General features: G+C 68.1%; 14 protein-coding genes and 1 pseudogene. 8 read left to right on the top strand and 7 right to left on the bottom strand.

Going from position 1 to position 15,392, the window contains the following annotated elements:
- Window positions 1–76: 76 nt before the first annotated feature.
- Complete coding sequence (locus tag ACFPN5_RS03100; RefSeq protein WP_379780914.1) at window positions 77–1,150, bottom strand: DUF1565 domain-containing protein; 1,074 nt, start codon at window positions 1,148–1,150, stop codon at window positions 77–79.
- Between the two features lie 2 nt (window positions 1,151–1,152).
- On the opposite strand from ACFPN5_RS03100, the gene ACFPN5_RS03105 reads away from it, so the two are divergent.
- Window positions 1,153–1,344 carry a hypothetical protein gene (locus ACFPN5_RS03105; RefSeq protein WP_379780936.1) on the top strand — a complete coding sequence of 64 codons (192 nt, stop codon included), beginning with the start codon at window positions 1,153–1,155 and terminating at the stop codon, window positions 1,342–1,344.
- A gap of 34 nt (window positions 1,345–1,378) precedes the next feature.
- Here the strand turns inward: ACFPN5_RS03105 and ACFPN5_RS03110 are convergent.
- Together ACFPN5_RS03110 and ACFPN5_RS03115 are read right to left on the bottom strand one after the other, a co-directional pair.
- Window positions 1,379–1,675, bottom strand: a pseudogene (locus tag ACFPN5_RS03110) (DUF4214 domain-containing protein); the annotation flags it as partial.
- A 244-nt stretch (window positions 1,676–1,919) separates the two neighbouring features.
- A complete protein-coding gene (locus ACFPN5_RS03115) occupies window positions 1,920–3,152 on the bottom strand; it encodes a DUF1565 domain-containing protein (RefSeq protein WP_379780005.1) in 1,233 nt (410 codons plus the stop codon).
- Between the two features lie 244 nt (window positions 3,153–3,396).
- On the opposite strand from ACFPN5_RS03115, the gene ACFPN5_RS03120 reads away from it, so the two are divergent.
- On the top strand, window positions 3,397–3,756 hold the full coding sequence (locus tag ACFPN5_RS03120) for an Lcl C-terminal domain-containing protein (protein ID WP_379780007.1): 360 nt from the start codon (window positions 3,397–3,399) through the stop codon (window positions 3,754–3,756).
- A gap of 219 nt (window positions 3,757–3,975) precedes the next feature.
- On the opposite strand, the gene ACFPN5_RS03125 is transcribed toward ACFPN5_RS03120, so the two are convergent.
- The 3 genes from ACFPN5_RS03125 to ACFPN5_RS03135 form a co-directional block, all read right to left on the bottom strand.
- Window positions 3,976–4,734 carry a type 1 glutamine amidotransferase domain-containing protein gene (locus ACFPN5_RS03125; protein ID WP_379780009.1) on the bottom strand — a complete coding sequence of 253 codons (759 nt, stop codon included), beginning with the start codon at window positions 4,732–4,734 and terminating at the stop codon, window positions 3,976–3,978.
- Between the two features lie 174 nt (window positions 4,735–4,908).
- Entirely contained in the window at window positions 4,909–6,351 is a 1,443-nt protein-coding gene (locus tag ACFPN5_RS03130) for a M20/M25/M40 family metallo-hydrolase (protein WP_379780011.1), read from the bottom strand.
- 73 nt (window positions 6,352–6,424) lie between these two features.
- Window positions 6,425–7,576, bottom strand: a complete 1,152-nt coding sequence (locus ACFPN5_RS03135) for a metallophosphoesterase (protein ID WP_379780013.1) — start codon at window positions 7,574–7,576, stop codon at window positions 6,425–6,427.
- A gap of 232 nt (window positions 7,577–7,808) precedes the next feature.
- Between ACFPN5_RS03135 and ACFPN5_RS03140 the strand changes: the two genes are divergently transcribed.
- From ACFPN5_RS03140 to ACFPN5_RS03160, 5 genes are all read left to right on the top strand, one after another.
- Window positions 7,809–8,312 carry a glycine zipper domain-containing protein gene (locus tag ACFPN5_RS03140; protein ID WP_379780018.1) on the top strand — a complete coding sequence of 168 codons (504 nt, stop codon included), beginning with the start codon at window positions 7,809–7,811 and terminating at the stop codon, window positions 8,310–8,312.
- A 140-nt stretch (window positions 8,313–8,452) separates the two neighbouring features.
- On the top strand, window positions 8,453–9,448 hold the full coding sequence (locus ACFPN5_RS03145) for a protein kinase domain-containing protein (protein ID WP_379780020.1): 996 nt from the start codon (window positions 8,453–8,455) through the stop codon (window positions 9,446–9,448).
- Window positions 9,448–11,784 carry an FtsW/RodA/SpoVE family cell cycle protein gene (locus ACFPN5_RS03150; protein ID WP_379780022.1) on the top strand — a complete coding sequence of 779 codons (2,337 nt, stop codon included), beginning with the start codon at window positions 9,448–9,450 and terminating at the stop codon, window positions 11,782–11,784. The genes ACFPN5_RS03145 and ACFPN5_RS03150 overlap by 1 nt, the downstream gene beginning before the upstream one ends.
- Before the next feature lie 3 nt (window positions 11,785–11,787).
- Window positions 11,788–13,350, top strand: coding sequence for a hypothetical protein (locus tag ACFPN5_RS03155; RefSeq protein ID WP_379780024.1), 1,563 nt, complete (start codon window positions 11,788–11,790; stop codon window positions 13,348–13,350).
- 5 nt (window positions 13,351–13,355) lie between these two features.
- Window positions 13,356–13,814 carry an SH3 domain-containing protein gene (locus ACFPN5_RS03160; RefSeq protein WP_379780026.1) on the top strand — a complete coding sequence of 153 codons (459 nt, stop codon included), beginning with the start codon at window positions 13,356–13,358 and terminating at the stop codon, window positions 13,812–13,814.
- A 2-nt stretch (window positions 13,815–13,816) separates the two neighbouring features.
- Here ACFPN5_RS03160 and ACFPN5_RS03165 read toward each other — a convergent pair whose 3' ends face one another.
- A complete protein-coding gene (locus ACFPN5_RS03165; protein WP_379780029.1) occupies window positions 13,817–14,311 on the bottom strand; it encodes a GNAT family N-acetyltransferase in 495 nt (164 codons plus the stop codon).
- A 71-nt stretch (window positions 14,312–14,382) separates the two neighbouring features.
- Here ACFPN5_RS03165 and ACFPN5_RS03170 point away from each other — a divergent pair, with 71 nt between their 5' ends.
- Window positions 14,383–15,336 (top strand): PP2C family protein-serine/threonine phosphatase, encoded by a 954-nt coding sequence (locus tag ACFPN5_RS03170; protein ID WP_379780031.1) that lies wholly within the window; start codon window positions 14,383–14,385, stop codon window positions 15,334–15,336.
- Window positions 15,337–15,392: the final 56 nt, after the last annotated feature.

Here is a 15,392-nt window from a genome sequence, read left to right on the forward strand (position 1 = left end):
AAACCCGCGCGCCTTGCGGCTGCGCGGGTTTGCTCGATCGGACCTGAACGGTTTGATCAGTGCTATTCAGTGCTGCTTAGTGTTGATAAGCGCCGATGTCGAAGCCGACCGTCGCGTTGCGTGCACGACCGTCGATATCGGTCGCCGGTGCGTAGGTCGCGATGCCGCGGCCGATCACTGGCGAGCTGGTGCTCGGCTTGAAGTTGGGGAAGGCGGCGGTACGCGAGTAGCCGGCCAGCAGCGGGTCCGACGTGATCGTGCCGGTGTGCGTCAGGCCGTTGCGCAGCTGCCAGTTGTAGGTCGTATTCTTGAACACCAGGTTGTTCTTGTACGTATTCGCGGTGCCGGTCTTGCCCTGCTCCGAGATGCCGTACTTGTTGTCGTACACGATGTTGTTGTGGACGTGGACATTGTTCGCGCCGGCCGAGGTGAAGTAATAGTCGCCGCCACCGACGATGATGCCGAAGTTCGAGGCGCTCACCGTGTTGTTGATGATCTTCAGGTTGGTCGCATCGTGCCACAGGTGGATCGCGGCCGAACCGACGCGGTAGACGACGTTGTTCTTGATCGTGCCCGAGGTGCTGTGATAAATGCCCTGGACATAGCTGCAGCCGGCAGGGCCGATGTCGTGCACGACGTTGCCGATGACGTCGCCCATCACGCCCTTGTAATAGCTGTCCACGCCGATGGCCGAACCGCCCGCGCTGCTGCAGGCGATGGTGTTGGCCGTGTGGTGCACGCGGTTGCCTTCGATGACGTTATACGAGCCGCCGGTGTAGATGCCTAGCGTCCACTTGGTGCCGCTGCGAATCTTGCTGCCGTCGACTTCGAAGCCGATGATGCTCACGTAGTGGCCGCGGTTGTCCCAGGCGGTCTTGTTGGTCGAATTTGCAGGGGGGACGATCTTGGCGCCCCACTGTGTGGTCGAGACCCAATAGATGCGACTGTTCGCCGTACCGCTGGCGGTCGTCTTGAAGCCACCGTCGTAGGTGCCTGGTGCAACAAATACAGTCGTGCCCGGCTTGACGGCGGCTTTTGCGGCGCGTGCCAGCGTCTTGAACGGGGCGGCCTTGGTGCCGGCGGCCGTATCCGAACCACTTGGCGATACGTAGAAGTTGTTCGGGGTCGCTGGCGTAGCGGCCGGCGGCACAGGTGCAGGCGCAGGTGCAGGTGCAGGTGCAGGTGCAGGTGCAGGCGCTGGTGCGGGCGCGGGTGCTGGTGCTGGTGCGGGCTCAGGAGCCGGTGCCGGCGCAGGAGCGGGTGCCGGCGCAGGAGCTGGGGCTGGGGCTGGGGCCGGCGCAGGAGCTGGTGCAGTACGGTTGCGGTATTCTCTGGTCTGTTTGAGCTCCGCTTCGATCTGCCCAATCGTCGTTCCTCGCGACATCCTATACACCCAGTACGCCAGGCCCTCGCGGTCCGGCTCACGGTTCAGCAGGGTGCGGTACAAGGCGGTCACCTGGCGGGTCGCGATGGCGTCCCTGTAAGAGGTGGAGCCCGTACGAGCAGCGTCGTACCCGGATACCGTGTAACGATCTGCGGCTTGCGCAGTGGATACGGCGCAGAGAATAAATAGCGCGGACGTGGTGGCGCGCGTCATTGCGTTGAGACGATTCGAGCTTGCTGAAACCAATTGCTTTTTCATGCAGAAATTCCCTGACGTTAAAAGTGAATGCATAACTTTGAGCGTAGGAAACTGCTTAGGTTCAATGTTTGAGGGACATTATTTCTGTGGAATAGCATTGTCACCAATGTTGTTTTCTTATAGAAACAGTTGTTTACTGCAGAAATAATTTCCATATGGCCGCAACCTCAGCCGGAATGAAGACTCCGCACTGCGCCCGACAGACGTAAAAAACCCCGCGCGCCTTGCGGCTGCGCGGGTTGGCATAACCGAACCCGAAGGGTGCGATCAGCCCTGCTTAACGTTGATACGCGCCGACGTCGACACCGGCGCTCGCGCTGCGCGCGCGGCCATCGATATCGGTCGCCGGTGCATAGGTCGCGACGCCGCGGCCGATCACAGGCGAGCTGGTGCCTGGCTTGAAGTTGGGGAAGGCCGCGGTACGCGAGTAGCCGGCCAGCAGTGGATCCGAGGTGATCGTGCCAGTATGGCTCAGGCCGTTACGAAGCTGCCAGTTGTAGGTCGTGTTCTTGAACACGAGATTGTTCTGGTAGGTGTTGGCGCTGCCGGTCTTGCCCTGCTCCGAAATGCCGTACTTGTTGTCGTAGACGATGTTGTTGTGTACGTGCACGTTGTTGGCGCCGGCGCTGGTGAAGTAGAAGTCGCCGCCGCCGACGATGATGCCGAAGTTCGAGGCGCTCACCGTGTTGTTGACGATCTTCACATCCGTGGCGTCGTGCCACAGGTGAATCGCTGCCGAACCGACGCGGTAGACGACGTTGTTCTTGATCGTGCCCGAGGTGCTGACATAGATGCCTTGCACGTAGCTGCAGCCGGCAGGGCCGATGTCGTGCACGACGTTGCCGATGACGTCAGTCATCACGCCATTGAAATAGCTGTCCACGCCGATGGCCGAACCGCCCGCGCTGCTGCACGAAATGGTGTTGGCGGTGTGGTGCACGCGGTTGCCTTCGATGACGTTATACGAGCCGCCGGTGTAGATGCCGAGCGTCCACTTGGTGCCGCCGGCGAGCTTGCTGCCGTCGACGTCGAAACCGATGATGCTGACGTAGTTGCCGCGGTTATCCCAGGCGGTCTTGTTGGTCGAATTGGTTGGCGGAACGATTTTGGCGCCCCATTTGGTGGTCGAGACCCAGTAGATACGGCTGGCGGCGGTGCCGTTGGCGGTCGTCTTGAAGCCGCCGGCATAGGTGCCTGGCGCAACAAAGACGGTCGTACCGGCACGGGTTGCGGCTTTCGCGGCGCGGGCCAGCGTCTTGAACGGCGCTGCCTGGGTGCCGGCGGCGCTGTCGGAGCCGGTGGGCGATACGTAGTAGTTGTAGGCGGTGGCCGGCAGGGTGGCACTGGCTTGTACGCCAGCGGCGCTGCTAAGGCTGTCATAGCCGCTGAGGGTGCCTGCGGCATGGGCACTGCCCATGGCTCCATGAACAGCACAGGCTGCGAGCAAAACGGTAGCGGAGTGACGGACGATGGCGTTGGTGCGAAGGGCGAAAATAGCTTGATTCGTCATGTAAAAGTTTCCTGGCCAAAAAAGTGAATATGTACCTTTGAGAGCAGGAAACATCCTTGGTTCAACCTTTTTCAATTAAAATTTTCTATGAGTAATAAAGAATTAAGAAAGACCATTCCTCCCAAAATCAGCCAGCGTTCTGATCTATATCGTGTTTGAAGTGGCAACTAAGGTGCCGAGGCCGGTGTCTTACCGTGTGACTAAATAACGCAATCTCTGCGCGGAGACCCCGATGGGCATTTATATGCAACTACGAGAAACACTGAAAGAAGGCGAGCACTACGCCGGCATCATCCTCGGCAAGGACGGCGCGCCCGACCACCACCTGATCCTGCTGCCAGGCGACGCTGCCGACGCCAGCTGGCCCGGCGCGCTCGACTGGGCCATCACCCAGGGCGGCGAGCTGCCGAACCGGCGCGAGCTGTCACTGCTGTTCGCGAACCTGCGCGAGCAGTTCGCGCGCGAATGGTACTGGTCGTCCGAGCCGCACGAAACCCGGGCCCAGCTGGTGTGGGGCGAGAATTTCGCCAGCGGTATCCAGACGGTGTACGGTCGGCCGTTCCGCGGCCATGCGCGGGCGGTCCGGCGGGTACCGATCGAATGATCTGAGGTGCGTTGACCGGCGCGCGCGGCGCGGCTTGGTCCGGCCAGGCTGCGCCAGGCGGATTGGCGGATTGGCGGATTGGCGTATCGGGCAAGGCACGCGGGGACTGTTCCTGCACTGTTCCTGCGCGGCCCTGCCCGGATTCTGCGCACCCTTTTGCGCTTGACCTTTGCGCAGGTGCAGCTTGAGGCCCCGGGCTGTACCGGGGCCAATACCCTCTTACACCGACCCCGCGCGCGCTTCCGCAGCCGTCATGCGCGCACCGTCCTTGGTACGCTTGGCGGCGGCCACGCCCACGCCCAGCAGCGCCAGGCCCAGCACGGTGCCGATCGATGAGCGCGGCATCCCGCGCATGGCGGCGCTCGTAATAGCAGTCGGGCTTTCGCGTTGCGGGTCCGAATGGCGGCGGCCGTGCGCGCTGCGGCTGCCCGCTTCGCCCGCAAACAGCGCGATCATCTCGCGCACGAAGGGCATGATGTCCTGCGGGCCGCGGCTCGTCACGAGGTTACCGTCGCGTACGGTTTCCTGGTCGAGCCAGATGGCGCCGGCGTGCACCATGTCGTCGCGCACGCCGGGCCAGGATGTCAGCGTACGGCCGGAGAGCAGTCCGCAGGATGCCAGCACCCACGGGCCGTGGCACAGGGTCGCGATCGGCTTGCCGGCCAGGTCGAAGGCGCGCACGAGGTCGCGCGCCGACGAGGACTGGCGCAGCGTGTCGGGGTTCATGAAACCGCCCGGAATCAGGAGGCCGTCGTAGTCGCGCGCGCTGACGTCGTCGACCTTGAAGTCGACCGCGATCAGCTCGGCCGGCATGTGCAGGTTCATCGCGCGAATCTTGCCAGAGTGCAGGGAGATGATGTCCACGGCGGCGCCGGCCCCGCGCAGGGCCGCGACCGGCGCCGTCAGCTCCACTTTCTCGAAGCCGTCCGCCACCAGCACGGCAATGCGTTGTCCCATCAGTTTCCGTCGTCCATTCATGGTGTCCTCCACTCGCGATGTGTGTGGGGAGTCTACCGAAACGGTCCACGAGGGCGCGTACGGTTCACGGCGGTAACCGGGTGAAACGACCGCAATGGCGGCAACGAAAACCGGGCGGAAACAGTCAGTGCGGGCGCGGCCGCAGGGCGGGCGCCCTGCGCGGCCATCCGGCATTTACCGTGGCGGCACGCTGGCGCGGCCGATCGGCTCCTCGACGTTGGCCAGGAACCACGCCGTGGCCGCCATCACAGCAACATGGCGGCGCAGGTGGTCCGGATCGACCTTGTCGAGCGTGTCGGCAGCGGTATGGTGGTAGTCGAAATAGGTCGACGTATCGAGCAGCGGCGCGAAGCTCGGCACGCCCGCGCGTTCAAGGCCCGACAGGTCCCCGGTCGACAGGGCATCCTCGCGCCGGAACAGGCCGGCGCCGATCGGCTGCAGCGCCGCCTGCAAGGGCGCGAACAGGCGGCTGGACGTTGCCGGCACGCTGGCGCGCAGGCCGAACGGGCGCCCGGCGCCATTGTCGCTTTCGATCGCGCCGATGTGGCTGGCCGCGTTGGCCTCGTTCGCCGCCAGGTAGGTGCGCGCGCCGCGGGTGCCGTTCTCCTCGTTCATCCAGGCGATCATACGGATCGTGCGGCGTGGGCGGTAGTCGAGTTTTTTCAGGGTGTCGAACACGGCCATGGCGCTGGCCACGCCGGAGGCGTCGTCGTGGGCGCCGGTGGACAAGTCCCAGGAGTCGAGGTGGCCGGAGACGATCACGACTTCGCCCGCCTTGTCGGTTCCGGGCCAGTCGGCGATCACGTTGTAGCTGTCGGTGTCCGGCAGGTTTTGCGGCGTGAGCACCAGGCGCATGGTGATCGGGCCGCGTTTGGCCAGGCGCCGCATCAGCATCGCGTCTTCGACCGTGACGGCCGCCGCCGGAATGCGCGCGCCGTCCTGCAGGCCGGTGTTGCCGGTGTGCGGCAGGCGGTAGTTGGCGCCGCCGACCGAGCGCACCAGCGCCGCCGCCGCGCCCATTTCGGCAGCGATGCGCGGCCCGTTGGTGCGGTAGTTCGAGCCCTGGCCATAGGCCTGGCCCGCCAGGCCGCGATCGGCCATGCCCTGGTCGAACGGTACGTCGAACAGCACGATGCGCCCTTTCACTTCACCCGCGCGCGCCTTGAGTTCGTCGAAGCTCGAGACCACGATCACCTGCGCGACCAGGCCCTCAGCCGGAGTCGCGCCCGAGCCGCCCAGGGCGGTCAGTACCACGCGCTGGCTGATGCCCTCCGGGCGGCCGCGGTACTCGACCAGCTCGCCGGTTTCCACGCCGCGCACCCAGTGCGGCACCTTGACCGGTTGCAGCGTCACCTTCGCGCCGAGTTTGCGCATCGCATCGGCCACCTGGGTCACCGCCGCGGCCGCCCCTCGCGAACCAGACAGGCGCGGGCCGATCAGGTCGGTCATGTCCGCCATGCGCTCCCAGGCATAGTCGCTCGCCATGGCCGTGTCGCGGATCTTCGCGAGCGCGGCCGGATCGTTGCCGGGGCTGGCCGCCCCTGCTGCGCCGACGAAGAGCGTGGAGATTGCGAGGCCGAGGGCGTGCGCGTGGGCGAATGAGCGGAGGCGATTCATGCGTGCAGTCTTTCGATGGTTTCGAGAAAGAGCACGATAGCGCATTTGGCAAGGTTTGGCTGTCTTTACATCCTCAACCTGGTACCAGCCGCACCAAGGTGATTTCGGACGGCGCGCCAAAACGTTTCGGCGGCCCCCAGTAGCCGGTGCCGCGACTGGTGTACACCCACAAGCGCCCTGTGCGGTGCAGCCCGGCCACGAAAGGCTGCTGCAGGGGCACGAACAGGTTCCACGGGAAGAACTGCCCGCCGTGCGTATGCCCCGACAGTTGCAGGTCGAACCCGGCGCCAGCCGCGGCCGGCGCGCTGCGCGGCTGGTGCGCCAGCAGGATTTTCACCGCCACCTCCGGCGGCGCGCCGGCGATCGCGGCTGTCGGGTCGCTGCGGTGCGCGGGGTTGAAATGGTGGGCCGAGTAATCCGTCACCCCGGCAATCATCAGGGTCGCCCCGCCGCGCCAGCGCAGCACGTGCCCGTTGAGCAGCACGGTGAGGCCGAGGCGGCGCACTTCGGCGATCCACTCCTCGGCGCCCGAATAGTATTCGTGGTTGCCGGTGACGAAGAAGACGCCGTCCGGCGCACGCAAGCGCCCCAGCGGCTCGGTATGCGCGGCCAGACGCTGCACGCTGCCGTCGACCAGGTCGCCGGTCACGGCAATCGCATCGGCCCCCAAGGCATTGACGCGGTTGACGATGGCCTCCAGGTAGGGGCGCTTGATGGTCGGGCCGACGTGGATGTCGGACACCTGGGCAATCGAATAGCCGTGCAGGGCCTCGGGCAGGCCGGCGATCGGCACGTCCACCTTCACCACACGCGCCACGCGGCGGGCGTTGACGAAACCGATGAAGGTCACCGCCAGCGCCAGCAGCGGCACCGCGATCGCGGACCAGTGGGTGAGCCCGGCACTGCCGAGGCCGATACTGAGGCCGGTGAGCCAAGCGGCTAGCAGGACAAGGTCGCGCAGGAAGGTGAGCACGAAAAAGGAGGAAAACAGGCCCATTGCCAGGAGGCCCAACCAGCCCAGTTGCTCGGACCAGCGGCGGCGGCGGAGTGACGACGACATCAGCCCGACCGGCGCCAGCAGCAGCGTCGCCAGCAGCAGGAGCGCAGTCAGAACCAGCAGGCCGGGCCGTCCCGTGCCGATATCGGGCATCAGGCGCACGGCGATATAGACGTGCAGCAGGAAGTGCAGGGAAAAGACGACGACAAGATTACGGCGCGCTGACATGGAGGCCTGGATGTGAAGGGTGACCGGAACCAGATGGGGCGGCCACGGCGGTCTGCAAGGCTTGCAACAGAGATGTACCGGCGATTGTTGCGGGAGAATGTTACGGCGCCTGAACCACTTGTAATAATCTGTATTAGATGGTGAACGACTCCCGGGCCTTCGATATAGTTCACTCATGCCGCGGCGTGACAGTGATCATCCCGATCCTCGTTGAGGCAAAAAAGGAACAGCCATGTTGAACAAAAAATGCTTTGGTGCGGTGATCCTGGCCGCCGTTGCCGTCTCGCCCTCGGCATTCGCTGGCGACCGCGGCGTCAATACGGCGGTCGGCGCGGTGCTCGGCGCAGCAATCGGCCACAGCGCGGGTGGTAGCGGCGGCGCCGTTGTCGGCGGCGTGCTCGGCGCGGCAGTCGGCAACTCGATCGGCGGCCGTCACCACGACGACCGTGGTTACTACGACAACCGTGGTTACGACCGCGGTTACGACCGCGGTCACGGATATTCGACCCAGGTGTACGTCCAGCCGCGTCCGGTGTATGTCCAGCCACGCCCGGTGTACTACGAAGCGCCGCGTTACTACCGCCAGCCGGATGTCGTGTATGTCGCACCGCGTCACCACGGCCACCGTCGTGGTCATGGCCATGGTTACCGCGATTATGACCGTGGCTACCGCGACTATGACCGCGGCTACCGCGATCACCACCGTGATGGCTACCGCGACGGCTACCGCCGCTGATCCAAGCCTGTGCTACCCCGAAAGCCGCGTCCCCGACGCGGCTTTGTTTATTCCCGCTGTCCATCCCCTTCGCCTGAACCTTTCCCCGGCCCTCCGCTAAGGCCCGGCAGCGGCGACTTGCCGCGTCGATCGGGGGAAGCATGGTGCAAAGCGGCGACATCGTGACACTGGCGGCCGGCCACTACCGGCTGCGCGGGCAACTGGCCGCGTCCAGCTACGGCGTGGTCTGGCGCGCCGAATGTATTGGATTCGGTGTCGGCGAAGTCGCCCTCAAGCTGGTCAACCGCGAGCAGATGGCGCGCGCCGAGCCATCCCTGCGCGAGCGCTGGCGCGCCTGCGCCGAGCGCGAAATCGCCTTCCTCTCGCAGCTCACGCCGTGGGACGCGCGCCACATCGTGCGCCTGCTCGACCACGGCGTCCACGACGGCCTGCCGGCCATGGCGCTCGAACTGCTCGACGGCGACCTCTCCACCCACATGGCGGCGCAGGCGGGCGATGGGCGCCGTATCGGGCTCGGCCAGTCGCTGGCCTGGCTCGCCCAGGTCAATGCGGCGCTCGCCAAAGTCCACCAGCACGGCTGGCGCTACCTCGACCTCAAGCCCGCCAACCTGCTGCTGGACAAAGCCAGCCGCACCTTGAAACTGGCCGATTTCGGTACCAACCGCAGCCTCCTCGACGCCGCCGCGCATTCGTATGCCGGCACCGCCAGCTGGCAGGCGCCCGAGCAGTTCTTCCCCAGCGCGCCCCAAGCTTACCTGACCGACGCGCGCACCGATTATTTCGCGCTGGGCGCGGTGTTCTTCTACATGGTGACGAACGGCGCCACGCTGCGCTATTCGGGTGCCTGTGCCGACGCCTGGCGCGCCCACGGCCTGGACGGCGCCGCGCGCCTGCGCGAGGCCTGCGGCGGCGCCCTGCCCCCGGTCCTGTGCGAGGACGAAGCGGCGCACTTCCTGCGGTGCGCGGGTAGTGGTGACGGCAGTGGCGATGGCAACCCCGGCGCCGCCCTGGCGCTGCTGCGCGCACTCCTGGCCGGCCAGCGCGAACACCGGCCGCGCCATGCGCTCGAGATCAGCCGCATGATCGCGGCCGCGCAGGGTGGACTGGGCTTCCATGACCTGCGGAGGGCCGCCTGATGCGCGCCGCGCGTCTTGTCGCGGGCGCGATCCTGCTGGTGCTGTGCGCCTTGCAAGGCCTGGCCCTGCTGCGCAGCCCGCCGATGCACATGCCGGCGCGGATCGACATCCAGCTCGCGCCCGGCGCCGCTGCCGAACTGGGACGCGACGCGCTGGCGGTGCCCGGATCCGGCGCCGGGCTGCGCCTGCGCCGCGACGAGCACGGCCGCTGGTGGGCCGCCAGCGCGGACGGCGCCCTGCGCCTCGAGCGCGCCGGCCGCCAAACGCGCAGTAGTTCCATGGTCCTGGCGCCGGGCGCGCGTTTCCATCTCGGCGCCCAGCATTACACGGTCGATGCCGTCGATGGCCAGGCCGTGCGCTTCAGCGATGGCAGGCAGGCGTGGCGGTACGACGGCGCATCGGTATGGCGCGACGGCGAACTGCTGGCCGCCTGTCCGGGTGCAGGGCCGGGCGCGCGCCTGGCGGGCGCCTGGAACCGCTGGCTGCCGCGCCTGGTTCCCGTGCTCGCCATCGAGCGCCCGCTCGGCTTTGGCGGCAACCTCAGCTGTGGAACCCAGGTCGGCAACGCGCATGCGGAACCAGGCAGCGCCGTCTTGCGCATCGTCGACGGCGCGCCGCTGCTCACGGCGGCTACAGGCAGCAGGCGTACGCCGCTCCTCGTCGAGCGCGGCGGCCTGCCCTTCGAACTCGCGCTGGCGGAACAGGCGCTCGATGGTGTCAGCGCGATCACCATCGGCCGCACGCGCATGGCAACGGATTTGCGCGACGGCGCCCTGCAGCTCCATCCGACCAGCCGCGTGGCAGTGCGCAGCGAAGCCCGGGCAGCGCTGCCCGAAGGCGTGCGCTGGCAATGGGAGCGGCGCGACCCGTGGGCCTGGCCGGCCTGGGCCACGCCATTTGCGATCGCCGCAGTGGCAGCGGGCGCGCTGGCCTTCGCCATGGCATTGCGCACGCGCGTTCGCGGCAAGCTGCCGGACGCTGCCCGGCTCGGCGCCGGCATCGCGCTCGCCGTGGCCGGCCTGGCGATGCTGCTGGCCCAGCGCGCGGGCGCCGCGCCCGGCGTCGCCTGGTCGCTGCTGCTGTGCTGGGGAGCGCTGTGGTACGGGCTCGCCTGGCGTGGCGCCGGTGCGGTGGTCGCCTGTGGCGTGCTGCTGCTGGCGGCCGGCCTGCTGCTTCAGCTGGAACTGGGGCTGGGCGCCCCGGATACGTCCTGGCTGCGCCACTTCCAGAAGACGGCGGCAGTGATTGCGCTCGGCATGGGGAGCGCGGGCGCCTTTGCGTCGCGGCGCCGCGTCCCGGGTGGCATTCCCATGATCCAGGCGCGGGCCGAGTCGCTGCTGCTCCTGCTGGCCGCATGCGCCCTGGCGGCGCTGCTGCTGCAGGTCGGCTGGGGCAACGAGACCGGCGTGTTTGACCTGCAGCCGGTGGAATTCGCCAAGCTGGCACTGACGGCGCTGGCCGCGCATTGCATCGCGCTCGGCCTGGGAGGCCGCACAGGTACCGGCTCTGCCGGCGCCCTGCTGCGCTGGCTGCGCCTGGCCGCGCCGGCGCTGCTGTTCGTCGTCCTGCTGGGCGTGGCGCTGGTGCAGGTCGACGATTATTCGCCCCTGATCCTGTTGCTGGTATGGGGCGCGGCCATGCTGCTGGCCTGGTCGTTCGCCGCGCGCCGCCCCGGCGCCGCGCTTGCGGTGGCGGCGATGGCCTGGGCCTGCCTCGCCATGTTGATGGTACTGCGCGGCGCCGCCGTGGACGGAGCCAGCGGCTGGAGCTTCTACGGCGAGCGCTTCGGCGTCTGGCTCGACCCCGCGGCCCACCCGCACACCGGCCAGCAACTGCTGCTCGGCGCGGCGGCGATCACGGGCGGCGGCTGGTTTGGGGCCGACGGCATTTTCGGCCTGACGGCGCTGGGACAAGGCGCATTCGAGGCACTGGCGATTCCGGCGGTGCAGGACGATTTTGCGCCCTCGTTTTTGCTGCAGCGGCACGGCCTGATTGCCGGCCTGGCGCTGTGGACGCTGCAGGCCGCGTTCCTGTGCGCGCTGCTGCATGCCGCGCTGCGCGCCTGGCAGGGGGCCGTGCTGGCGCGCGACTTCCGCCATGCCTGGGCCGGGCGCTTTCGCTGCTTCGTGCTGTGCGGGGGTGCCGCTTTCCTGTTTGGCCACTTCCTGCTGTCCTGGGGAACCAACCTCGCGTTCTTCCCGATCATGGGGCAGCCGATGAGCTTCCTGTCCGCGGGCGGCTCGCACCTCCTGTTTTTCATCTTCCCCCTGCTAGCGTTTGCTGCCGCGGGCGCCCCCGTGGACGGAGGCGCCCGCCCCATCATCGAGGAGAATTGAATCATGCCGGTCTACGTCCAACACGAAACCTTGAACCGCGTCAGCGACGTCTTCAATGCCGAAGCGATCTGGCAGGCCCCCGGCCTGGCGCTGTTCAACCGCCGCCCGCTGCTGCGCGACCTGTTAGAGAGGGCTCCCCGCGAGCAGCGCGGACGCGCCGCCACCCGCTGCTTTTCGCACGTGACGCTAGTCCTGCCCCAGGACGAGGTCGACGACGACCGCCACCTGACCCGCGGCGCGCGCGTGCGCGACCTGGCGCAGACACTGCAGGCCCTGCACCAGAAGGATTTCGGCGACCTGCTCGGCAGCGACGAGGTGCGCTACCACGTGCTCGGCGCCGAGCACCTCGAACCGGGCCACGTCGAAGTCAAATTCGGCCACGCCGTCTACCTGCCGGCGCCCGGCGAACAGGTGCACTATACGGTGAGCGTCTCGCGCGACAGCGCCATCTGGCAGCCGGTCTGCCCGGTCTACCCGAACCAGCGCCTGACGGTGCTCGGGCGGGATGCGGCCAGCGCCACCCATGCGGTGCCGGGCTGGCCCTTTGAAGCACACGGCGCCATCCTCCTGATCAACGACGGGCCGGATGCGCCGCTCGAGCTGCAGGTGCGCCCGAAGGACGCCTTCGAGTGCAGCTTCGATGCCGCCGCCGGGTATTACACGATCCGCGCGAAACAGGACGAAGCGACCGGCACGCAGCCCCGGCTGCTCCTGAAAATCGCGCAGAATCCGGCCGTCGCCCTCCCCCGGGCGCCCTTAGCGCCGGCCGTCACCCCGGCGCTAAGGGCGCCGGCGGTCTGGAAGTCGCGCGATCGCACCCTCGACGACGCCGAGCTCACCGCCGTGCCGGCCGTGCACCGCGCCCGCGGCAAGGCCGAGGCCGCGCTGCCTTTGGACGCCACTTACGCCCCGGTGGCGCGCCAGCGCGTGGCGCTCGCCGCGATCGCCCTGCCGCGCCTCTCGCGCTACCGCGATACAGGCGCCGCGGCCGTCGAATTCGGCATCGACCGCCAGCTCGCCGCCGGCGCCCTGGAAAACGATTGCCTGATCGGCTTTGCGGTCGACGAGGCCGACGAGGTGCACGTCATCACGAAGGATGGCCGCCAGCGCATCGCGGTGCCGAACCGCTTCGCCCCGCTCGACGGCGTCGACCTGCGCGTGCTGGCGCCGGCGCCGGCGATGGCGGATCGCTGCAGCGCGATCGTCTGCCTGCCGGACGCCCCCGGCCTGCCTGTGCCCGCCGGCGCACCCATCGCCTTTGGCCGCGGGGCTCCGGCGCTGGCCGGCCTGCGCGTGCTCGATGCCGCCACCTGCCTGCGCGGCGCCGACGGGGTCCACCTGGGTGGCGCGGACCGCCTCGGGCTGTCGAGGAATGCCTTGAGCCTGGAGGCGACGCCCGAAGGCTACCGCGTCACCCGCTTGGCGCCGACCCAGGCCCTGTACCACCTCGACGAGCAGCTTGGCTTGGTCGCGGCGATCGAGGCTGCGACGCCGGAGGCGCCTTACCTGGTGCCGAACGGGCACCATGTCGTTGCCGGGCATTACGTGCTGCGCGTGGAAGCGTAACGGCCATGCCGGCGACGCTCCTGCCCTTCGCCTGCATCGGCGCCGCGCTGCTGGCGACGCTGGCGCTGGCTGCGCGCTTCACGCCCGGCGCGTGGTGGCGCCGCCCGAACACGCGCGCGCTCGCGGTGCTGGTGCTGGGGACCTGCCTGATCGGCGGCGCGCTGTGGTGGATCGCCGGGCCGCCCGGCACTCTACCGGCGGGCGCAGCGCCGGCAGCACATCCCGACGCGCCGCTGCCGGGCCGCAGCTACCGGGTCGCCGACGCGCTGAACCTGCGCGCCGCGAACGGGGTCGGCGCCCGGCGCATGGCCGTGCTGCCCGCCGGTTCCGTGGTGACGGCCACCGGCGTGGTCGACGGCGACTGGTGGCAGGTGCGCACGACAGTCGATGGCCTGCCGTTCGAAGGCTGGGCCAGCAGCCTGTGGCTGCGCAGGGTGGACGAAGAGCGGGACGAACGGAGGTGAGCTCAGTCCGGCGTGGAGGTCGACGTGGGGTTCGGTGCGAGCTTCGGCGTAAAGCGCATCGGGTTGCAGTTGAGCCCCTTGACGCATTGCAGGGGCCCGGTACGCTCGAAGCCGAATGCCTCGTACACCGGCACCGCGAAGGTCGATGCGTTGACCGTGAAGCTGCCGCTGCCGCCGCGGGCCAGCGCCTCGCTGCGCGCCACGTCCCACAGACGGCGCGCCAGTCCCTGGCGGTGCCAGCGGCGGTCGACGAACAGGTGGTACAGGTGGTCGTTATTGCGGATGGCGATAAAGCCTGCGAGTTCCTTGCCGTCGACCGCGACGTGATACACATGGCCGCTGCGGACAAACCCGCGCAAGCCTTCCTCGTCGTTCTCGCGCAGGAAAGTGCAGGCGCTTTCGCGCGGCGACTCGTGCACGATGTACTCGAGCGCGCTGGCACGGAACAGCCGCGCCATGGCGGCCAGGTCAGGGTCTTCACACGGGCGGATCAGCATGGGCCAGGGGTGCTTTGCCAAAACGTCAAGCTACCATATGATGGATGCTCCCATCAAGACCCCTGGATGCCATGTTCGAACACCTGAATTTCGGCGCGCGGCTGGACGTGGCGGCGCGCAGCGCGGTCGGCGTCGGCCCCGTCATGCGTGGCGAGAACCAGGATAACTGCGTGCTGGTCGACGCGGCAGGCAAGGCCGCGTTCCTGCTCGACGGCGTCGCGCAAACGGCAGCCGTCCCCGGCTGGCCGCCGGGCCACGCGCGTCTCGCCGTCCTCGACGGCATGGGCGGGCATGGCCACGGGCGCGAAGCGGCGGAGGCGGTGGCCGCCGGCCTGCTGGCCATCCCCGCCTGCGTCGACGTCGATGCCCTCTCGGCCCAGCTGGAACGCCTGCACGGCGAACTGCAGCGGCGCTTCGACGCCCTCGGCGAGGACGCGCCCCGGCCCGGCACGACGCTGACTCTGCTGGAACTTCCCGCACACGGCGACGCCCTGCTCTGGCATGTCGGCGACTCCCGGCTGTACGAAGTCACGGCGACCGGCGCCGCGCCGCTGACGGTGGACCACGTGCCCGCCACGGTGCTGGCAACGGCCGGGCTGATCGGGGAAGACGCCTGGTGGCGCCAGGTGCACGGGCGCCATGGCCCGCAGATCGCGCAAGCCTTCATTCTCGGGAACACCTTCACCGACCCGACGCAGCTGGACGATTCCCTGTTCGCGCTCACACCCGGCATCCTCCCGCCCTGGCTGCGCGCCCTGCCCGACCGCCGCGCGGTCAAGCTCCACAGCGACGCGCTCTACCTGCTGGCGACCGACGGCTTCTGGTCGTGCACGGACCCCGCCGAATTCGTCGGCCGCTGGCCGCGCCTGCTGGCGCAGGAAGGCGCAGCCGGCGCCATCGCCGCCCTGTTCAGCGAGATGGAAACGCGCCCACCCGCCGGCCTGCAACCGGACAACCTGACGGCGATCGCCCTGCGCGTGCGCAGCCCTGGACGGGACGAGACCGCACTGCCGCAAGGTGGTTGATTTACAACAGGAAATTGTGTGCTGGATTAACAACTCGCGCGCGCCATGGCTGGGCG

Origin of the sequence: Massilia niabensis (assembly GCF_042655085.1) — a bacterium.
GTDB lineage: Bacteria > Pseudomonadota > Gammaproteobacteria > Burkholderiales > Burkholderiaceae_D > Telluria > Telluria niabensis.

What these genes read in the sequence shown, in the direction of transcription:
- ACFPN5_RS03150 (WP_379780022.1), top strand. Translation starts at nt 9,448, where the DNA reads ATGCGCGCCGCGCGTCTTGTCGCGGGCGCGATCCTGCTGGTGCTGTGC.
- ACFPN5_RS03160 (WP_379780026.1), top strand. Translation starts at nt 13,356, where the DNA reads ATGCCGGCGACGCTCCTGCCCTTCGCCTGCATCGGCGCCGCGCTGCTG.
- ACFPN5_RS03165 (WP_379780029.1), bottom strand. Translation starts at nt 14,311, where the DNA reads ATGCTGATCCGCCCGTGTGAAGACCCTGACCTGGCCGCCATGGCGCGG.
- ACFPN5_RS03140 (WP_379780018.1), top strand. Translation starts at nt 7,809, where the DNA reads ATGTTGAACAAAAAATGCTTTGGTGCGGTGATCCTGGCCGCCGTTGCC.
- ACFPN5_RS03120 (WP_379780007.1), top strand. Translation starts at nt 3,397, where the DNA reads ATGCAACTACGAGAAACACTGAAAGAAGGCGAGCACTACGCCGGCATC.
- ACFPN5_RS03125 (WP_379780009.1), bottom strand. Translation starts at nt 4,734, where the DNA reads ATGAATGGACGACGGAAACTGATGGGACAACGCATTGCCGTGCTGGTG.
- ACFPN5_RS03155 (WP_379780024.1), top strand. Translation starts at nt 11,788, where the DNA reads ATGCCGGTCTACGTCCAACACGAAACCTTGAACCGCGTCAGCGACGTC.
- ACFPN5_RS03145 (WP_379780020.1), top strand. Translation starts at nt 8,453, where the DNA reads ATGGTGCAAAGCGGCGACATCGTGACACTGGCGGCCGGCCACTACCGG.
- ACFPN5_RS03170 (WP_379780031.1), top strand. Translation starts at nt 14,383, where the DNA reads ATGTTCGAACACCTGAATTTCGGCGCGCGGCTGGACGTGGCGGCGCGC.
- ACFPN5_RS03115 (WP_379780005.1), bottom strand. Translation starts at nt 3,152, where the DNA reads ATGACGAATCAAGCTATTTTCGCCCTTCGCACCAACGCCATCGTCCGT.
- ACFPN5_RS03135 (WP_379780013.1), bottom strand. Translation starts at nt 7,576, where the DNA reads ATGTCAGCGCGCCGTAATCTTGTCGTCGTCTTTTCCCTGCACTTCCTG.
- ACFPN5_RS03130 (WP_379780011.1), bottom strand. Translation starts at nt 6,351, where the DNA reads ATGAATCGCCTCCGCTCATTCGCCCACGCGCACGCCCTCGGCCTCGCA.